Origin of the sequence: Bdellovibrio bacteriovorus str. Tiberius (genome assembly GCF_000317895.1) — a bacterium.
GTDB classification, from domain to species: domain Bacteria; phylum Bdellovibrionota; class Bdellovibrionia; order Bdellovibrionales; family Bdellovibrionaceae; genus Bdellovibrio; species Bdellovibrio bacteriovorus_F.
In genome coordinates this window covers 2,692,073-2,708,890 of the sequence record NC_019567.1, presented here as the reverse complement: position 1 = coordinate 2,708,890, position 16,818 = coordinate 2,692,073, and the positions used below count along the sequence as shown (strand labels likewise).

Annotated in this window: 11 protein-coding genes; 1 reads left to right on the top strand and 10 read right to left on the bottom strand. The window is 49.1% G+C overall.

Translation table 11 applies throughout. The features are described 5' to 3' along the window. Nucleotides 1–16: 16 nt before the first annotated feature. Together BDT_RS12825 and BDT_RS12820 are read right to left on the bottom strand one after the other, a co-directional pair. Entirely contained in the window at nt 17–2,662 is a 2,646-nt protein-coding gene (locus BDT_RS12825) for an adenylate/guanylate cyclase domain-containing protein (protein WP_015091674.1), read from the bottom strand. 13 nt (nt 2,663–2,675) lie between these two features. After that, nucleotides 2,676–5,504, bottom strand: a complete 2,829-nt coding sequence (locus BDT_RS12820) for a hypothetical protein (protein ID WP_015091673.1) — start codon at nt 5,502–5,504, stop codon at nt 2,676–2,678. A 139-nt stretch (nt 5,505–5,643) separates the two neighbouring features. On the opposite strand from BDT_RS12820, the gene BDT_RS12815 reads away from it, so the two are divergent. Next, a complete protein-coding gene (locus tag BDT_RS12815) occupies nt 5,644–6,057 on the top strand; it encodes a group II truncated hemoglobin (protein ID WP_015091672.1) in 414 nt (137 codons plus the stop codon). On the opposite strand, the gene BDT_RS12810 is transcribed toward BDT_RS12815, so the two are convergent. The 8 genes from BDT_RS12810 to BDT_RS12775 form a co-directional block, all read right to left on the bottom strand. Then, on the bottom strand, nt 6,054–7,037 hold the full coding sequence (locus BDT_RS12810) for an extracellular catalytic domain type 2 short-chain-length polyhydroxyalkanoate depolymerase (RefSeq protein WP_148278827.1): 984 nt from the start codon (nt 7,035–7,037) through the stop codon (nt 6,054–6,056). The two genes, BDT_RS12815 and BDT_RS12810, sit on opposite strands and share 4 nt — an antisense overlap. A gap of 113 nt (nt 7,038–7,150) precedes the next feature. Then, nucleotides 7,151–8,911, bottom strand: a complete 1,761-nt coding sequence (gene adeD / locus BDT_RS12805; RefSeq protein ID WP_015091670.1) for an adenine deaminase — start codon at nt 8,909–8,911, stop codon at nt 7,151–7,153. Continuing rightward, a complete protein-coding gene (xdhC, locus tag BDT_RS12800) occupies nt 8,908–9,699 on the bottom strand; it encodes a xanthine dehydrogenase accessory protein XdhC (RefSeq protein ID WP_235046120.1) in 792 nt (263 codons plus the stop codon). The genes adeD and xdhC overlap by 4 nt, the downstream gene beginning before the upstream one ends. Further along, on the bottom strand, nt 9,692–12,019 hold the full coding sequence (gene xdhB, locus BDT_RS12795; RefSeq protein WP_015091668.1) for a xanthine dehydrogenase molybdopterin binding subunit: 2,328 nt from the start codon (nt 12,017–12,019) through the stop codon (nt 9,692–9,694). Before xdhB ends, xdhC begins: the two co-directional genes overlap by 8 nt. Then, nucleotides 12,010–13,473 (bottom strand): xanthine dehydrogenase small subunit, encoded by a 1,464-nt coding sequence (locus BDT_RS12790; protein ID WP_015091667.1) that lies wholly within the window; start codon nt 13,471–13,473, stop codon nt 12,010–12,012. The genes xdhB and BDT_RS12790 overlap by 10 nt, the downstream gene beginning before the upstream one ends. Before the next feature lie 179 nt (nt 13,474–13,652). Further along, on the bottom strand, nt 13,653–14,630 hold the full coding sequence (locus BDT_RS12785) for a hypothetical protein (RefSeq protein ID WP_015091666.1): 978 nt from the start codon (nt 14,628–14,630) through the stop codon (nt 13,653–13,655). Between the two features lie 9 nt (nt 14,631–14,639). Continuing rightward, complete coding sequence (locus BDT_RS12780) at nt 14,640–16,070, bottom strand: lytic transglycosylase domain-containing protein (protein WP_015091665.1); 1,431 nt, start codon at nt 16,068–16,070, stop codon at nt 14,640–14,642. 173 nt (nt 16,071–16,243) lie between these two features. Beyond that, nucleotides 16,244–16,696 (bottom strand): hypothetical protein, encoded by a 453-nt coding sequence (locus tag BDT_RS12775; RefSeq protein ID WP_041577827.1) that lies wholly within the window; start codon nt 16,694–16,696, stop codon nt 16,244–16,246. Nucleotides 16,697–16,818: the final 122 nt, after the last annotated feature.

Sequence of the window (16,818 nt, the reverse complement as noted above, 5' to 3'; positions counted from 1 at the left end):
CCGAGGGTGGCTTTTTTTATTTTGTTTTCATGACGTAAACACCATCCCAGTCCTGCGGTGGTGGTGAATCCAGATACTCCTGACAGCGTTCGATATAAAGCTCACTGACGGGTTCTTCCGAGCCCCAGTTGCGTTGGGCTTTTTCAAAGACCTCTTTGGCTTCGGCAAAGCATTTTTGATGATACAGTTCATATCCTGACTGGAACGATGTCATTAATTCCGCGGTTTTGTCTTGGGCAGTGCCCTCGCACACCAGTTCAAAAATGCGCACGGGTTCAAGCTTTCCTTTGACTCGCACGCGGTCGATTTCCCGGGCAGTGAAGGTGTCTTTGACGTCTTTGTACGTGAATTCACTAATCACTATGCGAGTGCCGTATTCTTTGTTAATTCCCTCAAGACGGGACGCCAGATTTACCGAGTCACCCATCACCGTGTAGTTCTGAACGATGTTGGAGCCCATGTTCCCCACGCTCATTTCGCCGGTGTTGATGCCAATCCCGATATCGATGTGCGGAAGTCCCTTGTCCGAGAACTCTTTTTGCAGTTCTTTCAGTTTTACCAGGCTTTCCAAAGCACAACGGCAGGCGTGGGCCGCATGATTCGGGTCTTTTACCGGGGCACCAAAGAAGGCCATGATCGCGTCACCCATGTATTTGTCCAGAGTTCCGCTGTTCTTAAAGACGATGTCGGTCATCGGTGTCAGATACAGATTCAGCACGCGGGACAGTTCTTCGGGCGGCAGTTTCTCTGAAATCGTCGTGAATCCACGGACGTCCGAGAAGAACGCCGTCATGCGCTCACGACGGCCTCCCAGTTTCAAGTTCGCGGCGTCTTTTAAAAGTTCATCCACGACCGCCGGAGACACGTATTTAGAGAAGGTCGATTTAAGTTCTTTCTTTTTCTTTTCTTCAGTGAAGTACTTAAAGACCTGAATCGCACCAAAGCCCACAAAGGCACAGGCATAAATCAGGAAGGAATGAACCAATAAGTTGTTCTTGATAAACAGCCATAGATCCAAGGCCCCCAGGGCAAGGATGAAGACGACAAAGCCCAGAAGGGATGACAGTGATCCCAGCAAAGCCCAGGCGACGGCCAAGGCGGTCCCCCCCGCAAACAGCACCACCGGAAGCCATTGGGCCTCTTGGTTCCACTGTTTCAGGAAGTGTTTGTCAAAAAGGTTTGCCAGCATGGTCAGATGCAGTTCAGGTCCTGGATAGTTGGCTTCCAAGGGCGTGTTTCGCAAGTCGTAAAGGCCCACGGCAGTGGCACCCACGATCAGGCTGCGATCCTTGAAGAATTCTTTCTTGTCGTATTCTTTGGTTTCAATCACAAGCTGCTTGGATTCCTGATTCATGACACTGGTGGTGACTTTGACGGTCGGTTCGTCATTGAACAGCTCTTTGGCGGAAACATAAGGCAAAGACATTTGACGGCCATAGTAGTTGATCAATAATTGGCCAGAACCATCCACTGGGTAACTTGCGATTTTGACTTCCGGTTCTTTGGAGGTGTCATAGATATTAAATTGATCCAGACTTTTTTCGCCGTCTTTGGCCGTGGCCATTTTCAGTTCAGCACGGTAAGGGCCGGATAGCAGAAAGCTTTGCAGGGCCATGGAAGGAATGAAGCTTGTGCCCAATTTGTGGCCTGAACGGAAGAACAGGGGATAGCGACGAACGTAACCATCGGCATCCAGCTGTGCAATGAAGCTTGAGGTGTAGTTCGCGGGTGTTTGCAGTTCCAGCGTGTTCGGCGTCCATTCGCCATACTGCGGGATCGGATGGGTTTTATATGATTTGCGAATACGTGAACGCAGGTCTTCGAATTTCAGATTTTTCAAATCTGGCGCTTCGGCCACGACGTCATGATAAAGGGTTTCCACCTGACCGATATTTTCTGGTGACAGGAAGATGTCGTGCTTGGTCAGCCAGGTTTTACAATATTCAAATAACGCCATGGATTGACGGGCTTTTAGATTGTTCTTTTGAAAAGTCGAAAGCTCTTCAGGGGATTTTTTACCCAGGCTTTTTAGCAGGTCATTTTGTTCACGATCCTGAATGGTTTGAAACAGGGTGCTGAACAGCGGCGCCCAATTCAGATCGTCGATGGCGTGAGTTTCTTCATCAATGGCAAAGCTGGGATTGATTTTAACCAGCTGGTCGCCACCGGTGGCCAGGAATGCTTCTGCCACACAAAGATCCTGGTGGGGTTTGAAGTCGACCAGATTTTCACTAAAAGTACCCAGAACGATGCGATCCGGATTGTCAGCGATGACCTTGGCAAAAGCGGTGTCCGCTTGTGGGTTGGATGTTTCAGGTTCCGCAAAGATGACATCGAAGCTGACGGATTTCGCACCTAGCTTTAACAGATTGTCAGTCATCTCCGCGACCATTTCGCGGCTCCACGGGAAACGGCCGATTTCGCGCACTGATGCGTCGTCAATCGCGATCAGGGCCACTGGGGCCTGACTTTGTGAAGGCGGACGGATTTTGTATTTGATGTCGTTAAAGCGCAGGTCCAGAACCTCAATTCCCTCTAGGAAAGGGCTGTAGGGGCGCTGAATCGCCGGGGTGTCCACATATTTGAAATAGTGGAATCCAAACCACATAAAAAGCGCCGACACGGTGATGCCAATCAGGATGCTGATCTTTTCTGTTTTCATGCTGCGTATTCTTTTATTGCCCTGTTAAGTTAACTAAATAAACAATTCCCATACTGTCCGTAACTGACAGCTGAATGGCTCCAATTCCTTCGGCTGTGACATTGAGCGTGCTGCCGTATTCCGAGTAGTAATGGCTTGCCGCACCTGAGATCTTTTGAATCGAGTACGGGGGCACACCACCCTGGACGTAAAGTGTGACGGTGTTACCAACCAAAACGACTGGATCCGGTACCGGAACAAGCAAAGGCAGCACCACCGGATTGATGGTCAGCTTGCTGATCAAATCCGAGTTGTAGCCATGAGTGCGTTCGGTGTGTTCGGACTGATAGGTGATTTCCGCCATTTGAGGGCTTTTTGCCTTCATGTATATGGTCTTGACACTTTCACCGGCAGCAATGCCGTAGTTATTTGAGTTGTAGCTGCAACTGCTGCTGTCAAAGAACTCGACCAGAGTTCCAGAGCTGCCGGGATAGTATATCGTTGTCGGTATAAAGCTTACAACTTGTCCGGCAGGAACGGCGACATCCTGATCAGATGCATTTTTGGCGACAAATTCCACAGCCTGACAGGATCCAACAGCCGGAGTTGAAGTGGAACCACCCGCAAGGCGGATCGCCAAATGGTGCACCAGTGGAGAATTGTTGACGGCAATCTTTGCAGAAAATCCGAAGCCATCGGCTTTCAAAGAGGCATTCGCAGGTATTTCAGCGCCGACTTCGATGGCGAATTCTGCAATGGCCGAGTTACTATATGAAAGCTGGCTTATCGGGGATTTGCTGGTGCAGTTGTTCACCAGGCGAGTGCCAGTGGGTGGAGTGTAGGCGGTGGTGCCATCCAGTTTATACCAGGCGAAATTCACCGTCCCTGAAGTATCTACGGACAGTCCGGCGTTGGTCAGGCGCACCATCATTGGGAAACATCCGTTTTTGAAAAGTTTCATTTCTGCAGGGGTGCCTGAATACCATTGGGAGGAATTCATCACCATGTCCAGGTGGCTGACAGTTGTTGGAGCATCCACCACTGAAAAAGGCAGTGGCGGCGGCAGATTCAGTCCTGCGCTGTTGCTGTCGATACTGACATTATATAAAAGGGGCGTGGCACTTTTAGTGTAGACCGAGGTGAAGTGAGTTCCAGCCGGCAATGAAATACTTAATGAAGAGGCGGCCGTAGTGCTGCAGGTGGCATCCGTGTAAAGTACAGCTTGGCCTTGTGCGCTGAGAGTCGCTGTGACCCCGTTGGCATTCACGATGTTCCCCTGAGGGGTGGTCAGAGCCACTTCGATACGACGGCATTCATGAACCACTGGCTGAGAGCTTTGATTGAACTGATTCCCCGCCAGGATCAGATTCATGCCTTCAGGTGGGGACGCAGTAAAGGCCCAACTGCCGAACGGAATCTGCGAACCTAAGGGGATATTGTTTTTGCTCAGGCATAGCATATAACTGGTGTATGGATCCAGAGTGAAGCCAATGTTACCAGGCGTGAAGCGGACGAAGTCACCGGCCCCCGCCGGCAGGGCATTTGTTCTGAGAAGTATCCAGCCTTGTTTGGACAGTTCAGAGGGCTCACAACGGTTGTCATAACCCATCGGGGCATAACTACCTTGAGTGGCTTTGTAAATTTGGTAGCTGGTAATCGAATCTTTCAGGCCTGGCAAAAGCGAAACCTCGAAGTAAGGGCCGTTGGAATTTGCCCCCTGCTTGACGGTGTTACGATAGGTCGTCAAACCATCCATTGATTTTTCCCTGAAAGCGGCCTGTCCGCCGCGATAACCGGAAAGGCCTTCGAACGATTCCCACAATTCATTGCCATAATTGGAGTTGTCCAGAACAAGATAACGGCTGAATTCCTCTGTTAACGGCAGGGTGGAGCAGGCGCTGATATCCATGCCCCCGATGATTGAAGCAAAGTTTGCAGAAGTCTGCGGTGTTGTGCCGGTAAAGAAAGCCTTAATTGGCATTACATTCAGGATTGATGGGCCAAGGTACTTGTTGCCGAAATAGACATCACCATTGTTCTTGCTGGTTTTGCTGAATGAGCAGACTTTTTTATCATCCAACAGCGATGTTTGCGCGGCGAAGAATCCAAGAAATTTGTTTTCAACCCCGCGGTCACGCCAGTTGTTCGTGTTGTTTTCCCATTTTCTTTCTGAATGGGCGGGCATGCGAAGGCGCAGCAGGTGTTTGGAAACCGGCAGGGACTCAACAGTCCACTGATTTCCCAGCAGAGATCCATCAGGCAGAACATAGTCGACAGCCACATTTTTGAAAACGGTGGCTTCAAACCAGCCACCCAGAATGAAGCGGCGGTCCACCACGATGCCGGGTTTGCCAGCAGGGCGGTACACCATTTTTAATTCGCCGGACGGCCCCTGATTCGCAGCCGTCAGATAACGGCCGTAAATGCGACCTTCCTCTTCAGGCAGAGTGCCGCTTAGATTATCCAACGGCACATCCGCAGTATCAGTTCCACCGATCAAAGTTTTTGTCACATCGCCATAGTAGATGATCGCATTGTCGTCGTTGCTTCCGGTGCCGTACGCCGCAAGCACTTGAATCAGACGGTTATTGCCAGATGGGATTTCCAGGGTCACTTCAGAGGGAAGTGCCTGACTGTCGTGGGAATCCAAAATCAAAGTCACGGGTTCGGCCATATCCGCAGCGGTGACTTGCACGGCAATATGCTTCAGTGTTGAAACGGATTGGGCACCGGCTTTTCCGGAAACTGTTTTGGGAAGCTTCAAAGAAACTTTGCTGTCTTCCACAGCCATACGATCACAGGCGCTCAAAAAGAAGAGCATGGAAAGGATCGAAGTGACGTGCTGAATATTTAATTTTTTCATGAACTTAGACTCCACGGCGTGTACGAATTTATCGGCTTTTTCACAGGGAATCTGAAGAAATCTCGCGCTCAATTAAGTCTCAAGATGTCTCAACTTGAAGCAAGTTGCCACTTTGGTCCGGGAGTAGTAAGTTCTTGTAATGTCTGAAGAGAAAAAACCCTACGAATTGCTGGGTGGCGAACAGGTCCTGCGCCAACTGTGCAAAAGATTCTATGAGATCATGAACAACCTTCCTGAAGCCAAAGGCATTCGCGACATGCATCCGGGGAACCTGCAAGGGTCCGAGGAAAAGCTGTTTATGTTTTTGTCCGGCTGGCTGGGGGGCCCGGGATTGTTCGTGGAAAAATACGGGCATCCAAGACTGCGTATGCGCCATTTTCCGTTCAAGATCGGAAAGTCCGAGCGCGATCAGTGGATGATATGCATGGTGCAGGCATTTGATGAACTGCAAATTGCAGAACCACTGCGCAGCGAACTGTTGCATTCCCTGCTGCGCCTGGCAGATCATATGAGAAACGTGGAAGAACCCGAGTTCCCGGAAAGCGCGGATTAAAGTCCGCGCACGCGCTCGATCATTTTCATCAGAGCCGACATCTGTGCACCGGATTTACTGACGTAATCAGGTCCGGTGAAGCCAAACCAATCCCAGCATGCATAAGGATTTCCGCGGCTGTCGCGGGCCGACTGCGGATACAGCACAACGATGTTATTGCTTTCAGCCCAGTCATTGTATCCAGCCTGTGTGGCAAACTTGTCTTGAATAAAATCCGGATTCATCTGACAGCCATGCAAGGCCACGTGCAACTTGCAGGAAGCTCGTTTTTCGCAAGCTTCGGGCACATAGATCCAGCCATCGCGATAAAGCGGTGTCTTGCTGTCCCCAAAATCTGTCTGTTGAAACTTGTGCAGATTTTCCACCACGGCTGTCCCGCGCGGTTTTAAATCCGTATACATATGCGACAGAATGTCACCGGCCGTATCAAAGTTGCATTTCAAAAGCCACGGCAGGGCCGCCATGGAACAGGGGCCACCACTGGACAGAGTCGGGAAGCCGTGAGCGGTTTCCGGAGGGGTCACGCGATGAATTTGATTTTTAGGAACAAAGCTTTCGTAAAATTCGATCAGCTTGTCGCTATTGCCAAGCTTCACCACGGAATCTTTGGGGCTGGCGAAAATATAGATGCGGTGATCTTTGAGGTTTTCGAGGGAATCAATCGCGCCTTGGGAAGAAAGCTCAAGCGCCTTTTCAATCATCAGGCGGCTGTCGATCTTGTCAGGATTTCCCATGCACTGGGACTGGGCTTTTTTGGATTCGCCTTCAGAACACCAGTAAATACCACCCGCAACGGCCCCGGCCCCGGAAAACACCGACGAATACGCCACATCCATCTGCACGGCCATAAAGCCGCCCGAGGAAACACCGGAAATGGTGATGCTGTTGGGATCAATATTGTAACTTTTTAAGCTGTCGGTTGCAGGATCCGAAGCTTGAATGCAAAAGGGCACAAGCATCGCGCATAATGTTTCAAACATGATGACCTCCTGATAAGAAATCACCCCGAATGAATCACGGAATTTGCTGGACTGTCGAGAAGAAAAAGCCCCGTTCTGTCAGAAAGGGGCTTTTGAGTAATTGCTTCAAGGACCTAAGCCTCAACTTGCAATGGAATGAAGCTGAAGTTTGTGACATTCACCAACCCACGATCGGTCAACTTCAATGTCGGAATCACTGGCAAAGCCAGGAACGCCATTTGGATAAACGGCTCATCTAAATGGACTCCCAAGGATCGGAAGGCAGTTTTAAGGTCCGCGATACCATCTTTGATTTCTTCAGCGCTCTTTAGACTTAGAAGACCTGCGATCGGCAGTTCCACCAAAGCTTTGATTTCACCCTGATCAGCCACGGCAAAGCCGCCACCAGTTTTGATCAAAGTATTCACAGCAAGGACCATATCTGCCGGATTGGTGCCGATGACCATGATATTGTGTGAATCGTGGGCCACCGAGCTGGCCAAGGCACCGCTTTTTAGCCCCATGCCTTTTACAAGGCCCAGAGCCGGAGGCAAACCTTTGCCATAACGTTCGATGTTGGCCATGTAAAGAACATCGCTTTCAGCAAAGTTCTTTCCGTCAAAAGCAACGGTCAGATGTTGAGTGATGATTTCGTGAGGCACGATTTCAATCACGTTGTAAACACCCGGCAGCAGATTCAGAGTCAGTTCTTTTTCCGTCAACGGCGCGCGCTTCATGGTGTTTTCAAGAGGCGGTTGGGACGTCTGCAGTTTTTCCTGCAATGAATCCTGAAGTTTTAATTCAGAAACAAACTTACCACCGATCATCACTTCTTGAATGTCGACAGCTTTCAAGTCCTTCAAGAAGACCAGATCGGCCTTCTTGCCCGGAGCCACCAGTCCCAGACGTTTCAGACCAAAGTGGCGCGCGGCGGAATAAGTCGCCAGACGGTACGCCACATGCACGGCCACGCCGTGTTTGTTGATCAGTTCTTTGATCAGGTAGTTGATGTGACCTTCGTGCGCAATTTCAAAAGGATTGCGATCATCTGTGCAAAGCAGGCATTGTGGTGACGAGAACTCATTCACCAGCGGAGCCAGGGTGCGCAGGTTCTTTGCAACGCTGCCTTCACGAATGATCAGGCCCATGCCTTTTTGCAGTTTTTCGCGGCCTTCTTCCAAAGTCACCGTTTCGTGGCAGTTTTGAATTCCCGCCAGCAGGTAAGCATTTAAGGCTTTGCCGCGCAAAAGGGGTGCATGGCCATCCATGTTCAGATCATCAAAGGCTTCAATTTTAGCCAGAACATCCCTATCGGCATGAATCACGCCCGGGAAGTTCATCATTTCCGCCAGACCCAAAACGGACGGATGATCCTTGAAGGATTTCATTTCTTCCAGGGGGAAATCACTGCCCGTGGTTTCAAAACCCGGAAGGGCCGGAACACAGGAAGACATCTGTACAAAAAGATTCTGGTGCATCAGTTCGGAAGAACGCAAGAACCAGCTAAAGCCTTTGCCGCCCAGTACGTTGGTGATTTCGTGCGGATCACAGATCGCTGTGGTGGTTCCCAATGGCAATGTCGCTTTTTCAAATTCAAAAGGCGACATCATCGAGGATTCAATATGCAAGTGACCGTCAATAAAGCCCGGGGTCACAAAAGCACCTTCTGCATTCCAGATGCGGCGGGCGGACTGGCTTTGATATTCCATGCCCACGCCGACGATATGTTCGCCACCAATGGCAATGCAGGTCGGATAGATGTCACCCGTGATCACATCGAGCATCTGCACATTCGTGATCAGCAAATCCAAAGTACCATCGCCGCGCGCCTGCGACAGGCGGACTGGCAGTAGGTCGGCTGCAATCTTCTGGGTTTTCTTGTTGTTTAAGCTCATAGAACCAAATCCCTTGTTTTTAGAATCTGCGCCACAATACTGAAGGCAATTTCCACTGGCGCATTCGTGCCGAAGCTTTCTCCCATAGGGCAGTGGAAATTGTCGAGTGACTCTTGTGCAATGCCGGCATCAATCAGGTCCTGGCGCAGTCGGCGGGCTTTTTGATCACTGCCGATGTTGCCGACATAACTGAAACGATCGCGCTGTTTCATGACCTCCACCAAGATAGGCAAGTCTGTGCCGTGCCCCATTGTCATCAAAGTCACAAAGGACTTTTCCGGGATGCCGGCAACAAGACCCTTCATGTCGTCAGTGCAAAGAGTTTTCAGTCGGGCAGAGGTCGGAAGTTTTTCGATCCATTCCTGGCGTGGGTCCACGCAAGTGATCTTGCAATCCAGACGCATCAACAGGCGCACCAGTTCCTGGGCAATGTGTCCGGCACCGAACACCCAGATATTGAACGGGTGATTGTATTCAAAGAATTCAAAAAAGAAGCTGACAACACCACCGCAGGTCATGCCGATATCTTTTTGCAGATTCCAGTCGGCATAGTGGTGATGGGTCTTTTCGCGGATCATCTTCTGGGCTTCTTCGATGGCGCGTTTTTCAACTTTACCGCCGCCGACCGTGCCAAATTCAAGGCCGTCAGCCGACACCAGCGCGCGAGCTCCCACTTCCTGCGGGGACGAGCCTATTTGTTTTACCAGAGTCACGCTGACAAAGGATTTTCCCAAGTTCTGCAGGGACTTCATCGCGGATAGATAGTCTTCAAAGTTCATTTTACTCATGACGGGCGATCTCCATCAGCATTTCTTCCGGGGTGGCCGGGGACTTCAGGGCAGAAATCAGACCTTTGCTTTTGGCATTGGCGGCGTCTTTCAATGCAGTCCATACGCTGATCCCCAACAAGAACGGCGGCTCCCCCACGGCTTTAGAGCGGTGGACGTTTTCGCGGTTCTCGTGGTTTTCAATGAATTCCACATTAAAGACCCTTGGTGTGTCCTGCACATTCGGGATCTTATAAGTGGTCGGGGAGTGGCTCAAAAGCTTTCCATCTTTATTGTGGAAAAGCTTTTCTGAAGTCACCCAGCCCATGCCTTGAACGAACGCGCCCGTGACCTGACCCTTGTCAATGCCCGGATTAATTCGACGGCCCAGATCCATCAGAATGTCGGTGCGAAGAACCTTGTATTCACCGGTGAACAGATCCACCTGCACTTCGCTGACGGCAACACCGTTGGTGAAATATTTAAATGGAGTTCCCTGGCTGGTCTTTTTGTCAAAGCCAAGGCCTTCGGTTTTAAAGTGAGCGTATTCGCCCAATGACAGACGGTTGAAGTAGGCTTGTTTGATCGCGTCCAGCCAAGTCATGGATTTTCCGGAAGGCTTATGGGTCAGAAGTCCGTTTTCAAAATGGAATTCTTCAAACTTCAATTGGGATTCGTCCAAAGGCGGGCATTCCGCGATATCATTCATCGGCGTGCCAGCCATGATGTTCTGGAACAACCACGCCAGACGTTTTTGAATGCCGACGGCGGCCTTCAAGGCTGCCGCGCAGTTGATGTCAGATCCGCTGGAAGCCGCCGTTGGTGAAGTGTTGTGATTTTTCTCAGTCGAGGTTGCCATGACTTTGACGTCGTTGGCAGGAATACCAAAGGCGTGAGCCACGACCTGCTGGATTTTGGTGTTCACACCCTGACCCATTTCGGTGGCGCCGGTGGAAACTTGCACGGTGCCATCTTTATGAACGTTCACTGAAGCATTTCCTTGGTTCAGGAAGCGCGCGGTGAAGGCGATGCCGAACTTGGTGGCTGTCATGGACAAGCCCCGCACAGCAGTTTTGCTGCTGGCATTGAAAGCGTCGATTTCCTGACGGCGCTTATCATAGTCTGATGACTTTTTAAGGTCGGCAAAAAGTTCGGGCAGGGGGTTGTGTCCCAGGGCCTGACCATAGTGGGTCACGTTGTTATGTTCTTTTTGATAGCAATTCAGCTCGCGGATGGCCAAGGCATCTTTTTTCAAGTGCAGGGCCATGTCTTCGATGATGCTTTCAATGGTCATGGTCCCTTGCGGACCACCGAAACCACGGAAAGCGGTGTTGGAATACAGGTTGGTACGAACCACCGAACCTTCAATGTGAGCGGCTGGCAGATAGTAAGCACCATCAATGTGGAACATGGCGCGATCCAGAATTGAGCTAGATAGATCGGCGTAAGCACCCCCATCGGCATAAAGATGCGCCTTTAAGGAAAGAATGCGGCCGTCGTTATCAAAGCCCACTTCGTAGTAGTTCTTAAATGGGTGGCGTTTTCCGGTCATCATCATGTCGTCGTCTTTCGACAAACACAAACGAGCCGGGCGTTTCATTTTACTTGCCACCAGTGCTGCCATCGCCGCAAACGGGGCCGCCTGACTTTCTTTACCGCCAAAGCCGCCGCCCATGCGTTTAACGATGCAGACGACTTCATGCAGGCTCAGGCCCAAGGCTTCAGCCACCACGTGCTGGGTTTCGGTCGGGTGCTGGGAGCTGGCGTGAACTTCGATCTGACCGTCTTCCATTGGGTAGGCGATGCAGGCGTTGGATTCAAGATAGAAGTGCTCTTGACCGCCGCACTCAAAGGCGCCTTTAAGGCGGTGCGGGGCTTTGGCCATCGCCGCATCGGCGTCGCCAACTTTGAAGGCGTTGGCTTTATAAATAAAACGATCCAGTTTAATGGCTTCATCAATGGTGAATACACCGTTGTCTTTTTCAATTTCAAATTGCACGTGTTTTTTTGCGCGCAACAGGTCTTCCATGTCAGTGCCGACTAAAAGTACGGCCGGTTCGTCATAGTGACCGATCTTGTCAGCAACTAAAACCGGTTGTTCTGGAACAATCGTGCCCCACGAATTGTGGTGAAGGTCTTTGGCCGTGAAGGCCGCTAAAACGCCGCGGCATTTCAGGGCCTGGGAATAATCAACTGATTTCAGGCGACCGGCAGCAGCGGGTACACCCACTGGCAATACCAGAACTTCGCCCGCCATCATCGGGCGGTCGTCGATAAAGACGCTGCCACCAGTGACGTGGCCACGGGAAGAATCATGGGGGATGTTTTGACCTACGGACATGCTGTCATTTCCTGTTGAAGTTCAATATGGCATTTCTTGAATAAATTCTCGGCGACCTTCAGGCGGTATTCATCTGTGGCGCGAAGATCTGAAATAGGCTTGATCAGAGTGCGCACTTTTTCGCCCATGCGGGTGAAAGTATCCTCGCTGAAAGGCTGACCCTTCATTGCGGATTCGATGTCACTTAATCGAACCACCGTCGGACCAACACCGCCCATGGCGATGCGAGCGTCACTGATGGTATTGCCATCGACTTTTACCAAAGCGGCAAAGGTCACCGCAGAGATATCAAGGTCCTTACGCAGGGACACTTTAAAGAACTTGGACTTCCATTCCAGTCCCGGCACCGGGATCAGAATGCCAGTGGCAATTTCATCCGCAGTCACATCAAAGACTTTGTAGGCTTTGTAAAACTTTGGCAAAGCCACTTTGCGAAGACCCTTGGTGGACTGTAAATGAACTTCTGCATCCAGTGCCAAAAGCGCGGGGATGCTGTCACCAATCGGGGAGCCGTTCATGACGTTACCAACCAGAGTGCCTTGGTTTTTGATCTGCGGTGAAGCGAAGATGCGCAATAGGCGGGAAAGCTCTGGCAGTTTGTTTTCCAGGAAGTTTTCCAGTGCTGTCAGGGTGACGCGGGCACCGACCCAGACACCGTCAGCGGTCATTTTGATTTCACTGGTGTCAGTGATCTTGTGCAAGCTCATCACGTCATCCATGAAGGCTTTGCCTTTGTTGTGCAAAACGCCCAGATCGGTGGCGCCAGCCACCAGACGAGTTTGTGGGGATTTGGATTTTTGCTCGGTCGCCACCTGGAAGTTCGCCGGGGCGGTGAATTTCTTGGCGCCCGCTTCAATCATCAAAGAATCAGAGGCCAGTGACTGGAACTGTTTTTTCTGACTGTCTGTCAGATACTTGGCAGAAAGGGATTTCCATTTTGAAAGATCCAGATTTGTCGCAGCCGCCAGAATCGGTTCATATCCGGTGCAACGGCACAGGTTGCCGGTCAGAAAGTTGCGGGCTTTCTTTTCTGTGATGGCTTTTCCAGAGCACGCGCTTTTTTCTGCCAATGAAGACAATGAACACACCATCCCCGGCGTGCAGTAACCGCATTGACCACCGTGGAATTCGCGCATCTTGTTTTGCACTTCGCTTAAGTCGTCCTGTTCAGAAAGGCCTTCCACCGTGACCAGTGAGCCCATGTCGAAAAGGTACATTGGGGCGATGCAGGAATTGATGGCTTGGAATTCAGACCACGTGTTGTTTTCAAGTTTTGCCGAAAGCACCGTGCAGGCGCCGCAGTCGCCTTCAGCGCAAACCACTTTCGTTCCGGGAAGGGAGCTGTGATAGCGTAAATACTGGGCTAGCGGAAGGAAGGCTTTTTCGCCAGAAATGCGGTGTTCAGCGCCGTTGATAAAGACATGAATTTCGTTGCGAATTTTGTTTTCAGACATCTAAATTGGTTCTCATAAAAGGGGTCCCATGACAATAAAATTTCCCTTATGAGTTTAGCCCCTTTTGGGGGCCTCAATGTCCTCAAAAATTCAAATGTGAGCTGCCCGGGGGCCCTTATCGATTAAAAAGGGCTTTGAGTGTGGCAAGCGTGACGCGGATCGCTGGACTTTTTGCCCGTTTACTTCTTAGTCAAAGTAAAACGCATCAATGAGTCGCCTCTTCCATACACCTTAATTTTCAGTTCATCTTCTCTTTTCAGATTCAAGGATGATGTGACGGTATTGTTCGGTAGACACCGCTTCATTTTATCTTCGTTCTTGTCATCAAGATCGTCTTTGCCAGCATCAGGTTTTGCAGGCGCTGGGGATTTGCAGAACTGCTTTGGGAAAACTAATACTTTGCCGTTAATAGAAATCTCCGCCCTTACTGCACGCTGATGGCTGGAAACGTTTGTCATTGTCAGTGTGTAGTTACCGTCCTTTACGGAGGGCCTTAGGGAAAGTCCTGAAACTGTTTTGCCAACCATGTTAATGGAATCATAGGAGCCGGTCTCTTGCAGGCCTTTATCTGTCAGAGTGAATACTTTGGTAGGGCTGCCGTCGTTGGAGTAATCGAAGATCATCAATTTACCCTGGACGGGTTTGTCGGTGATTAGCACGGATCGAAGCTTCTTAGTCGTAACGCCATTTAAAGTTTGTGTCGGAGTTGAATCGATAAGCTTCGCTCCATCCCATCTAAAAATAGAGGGAGATCCGACTTCTTTTCCATCAAGGATTTGAACAACTATTTCCGGTTTCCCATCCTGGTTAAAGTCCTTTGTTTCAAGGGATAAGCATGAGTGAATGGACGAGCTTGTGGAGAAAGTAACTGGATACTTTTTAAAACTTCCTTTTGGACCTTCTTTAAAAACAAGCAAACTGCAGTCAAGTGTTGTTGTCTTCAGGAGCACAACGTCATAAGGCAGCTTAGTTGGCCCATCAAGTTTGACTGACAATTGGTCGGCCACAACCCCGTCATTTATGGTTCGAGTGGCTCCTGTTTCTGGGTCTTTTGTAAGTGTAGCAGGAATATTTGCACTCAGGATCTTGTCTGGGACAAGCGCAGATGCATGCTGGGAGATCAATAGTATGATTGAAGCTAAAATTAAATTAGTCACTTCGTACTCCTATTTGGATACAAATGGATTAGCTGCAACTGGTTCATATTTTGAAATGTGTGACCAGACTTTGGCACCATATGAAGACGTGCTCGAAATATCGATACGTGTGATATAAGGGCCAGCGTTGTACATTATGAATCCTCTTTTCCAAGCATCTCTAAAGACGGTAAAAGAGTCAAAAGAAGCTTTTTCTTTATTCTCGTTTCCATTTGATTTTCTGAAAACGAAAGATAAGAAGGTTGTTCCGTATTGCAGGTTTGTTGGAGGGGAGAATAAGTCCAACGGATTTCTTCCTGTAGAATCTGCATTTAAATAGTTTGCAAATTTTCTGTTTGCTACAGTGGAATAAAGAGGTTGCATTAGCCCGTAGCTTGAAGCTACGATTGTTTGAGCAGTAAAGTCAAAAATGGGGCTAAAGCGCGATTTTGAATTCGGATCGCGAAGACCTGAGTTCAAAAGAATTAGTTCCTCTTTGGCTACTTTCCCTTGGTCAAGAAACCAGTTTTGACGTTCAAAGGTTGTTTCATTCTTATTTTTTGCCTTGTATCCCGCGTTGTTGATTCTCATCAATTCTGTACTTTGAAGAGATTTTCCGTTGTTGTATTCCATTTCGTAGTTGGCCGGGACGGCGCTCGGAACTGGTGATGAACCCAAGTAAACTCCATATCGATTTCTGGGTCTTAAAAGGTCAATATGTATCGCTTTGAGGTCTCTTTTGGGCCCGATTATATATTTACCAAATATCTTTTCTTTCGTTTTGTCTCGAACCGGATTTTTCCCAAATAAGGCTAAATCAACGGAGACGGGTTCGTACCTAAAGGCTGCTGGGTCAAAATTTGACTCTTGTCTTATTTGCGCTTTAATAAACTGTGGGGGGATCCCGCGCAGATGAGCATACTGCAGAATGATACTATCAAATTGTCCACTTGCTGTACCAAGAGACTTCGGATTCGCAACATTCAAGAATAATGTTATTGGTCTATATTTATTGCTGGTAGGAGTAATTATTAACTTCTGGCTGCCATTATGAACTGCCAATATTTGCTGAGAAGAAGTGGCATTTCCTTCTTTAAATAGTAAGGCGACACGATCTAGCCAAAGCCCTACCTTTATGTCATCAGGCTTATCTATTTTTGGACGGAGGCTGGCCGTGCCGGCAACCAGTTTATATGTCGCATTGATTGGGTTGGTACCATCATACAGCTTTAAGGTAAAGATTCCGCCTAGCGGGATGTTTAGATTACCCTGATCTCTAATTGAAGTTGGCGGATTGTTGCCGACAACTCCATCAGAGTTAACCTGGTCAATCTTTAGTTTAATATCAGTCAGAAGTCCGACCATTAAGCTTGTAATTAATGGAGTATTGACGCCGTCGTAGTAGTTAATCGATTCTGAGTTATCTACCTCCGGCCACATTCCTGATCGATAAATTGGCATATTACAGGAAATCTTAAGATTTCCAAGAGAGGCCGTTGTCGAGGCTGGAAAGCGATATTCTACAAATAATACATCGCCAGTAAGAACTCCATCAGTCCATTGCCCTCCTGAGAATGTAGATCCGATATTGGCTGAACATTTAAATGAGTTTTTGGGGCCTATGTTCAGCAGTCTTAAAGAATCCTTGGACCCAAGCCTCTTTGCATATTGTCGATATCTATAGCTGATGATTTAGGCATTAAGAACGATAGGTCGATTGCTGTGAAACTGTATTTGTTAGATGGATTGAAATGGAAACTATATGCGCCACGCTTGCCATTGAAGCCCTCACAGGGTTTGGCTGTCGTATTTTTGTAGGGAATGGGGGATGAGGTGCACTGGAGGACTTTCGTATCGAACTCGAATTCATTGTGGGTAATAAATGTCGATTGGCTGTAGGTAAGCGTTTTGTTTTTGCAGGTGGTGCAGTTGAGTTCCGGCATTGAGAAGTACTTTGGTTCCTCAAAATTAATATACCACCAATCACCAGTTTTCTGAGGGGTGTTTGAATTGGGAGGAAGGTCAGCTTTAGTCGGAAGGCACGCAGTGAGAATGGTAGCAAGTATAATAGTGCGAAACAGACTCATCGCAAACTCCTTAGAGTTGAAGGGTCGCGAGAGTATATATCGGCGCGTGTTTATATAAACTGGAGTTAATTAACCAGCACAGATCGTAATTTGTGTTCTGTGGAGGTTTTATGCGGACTGTT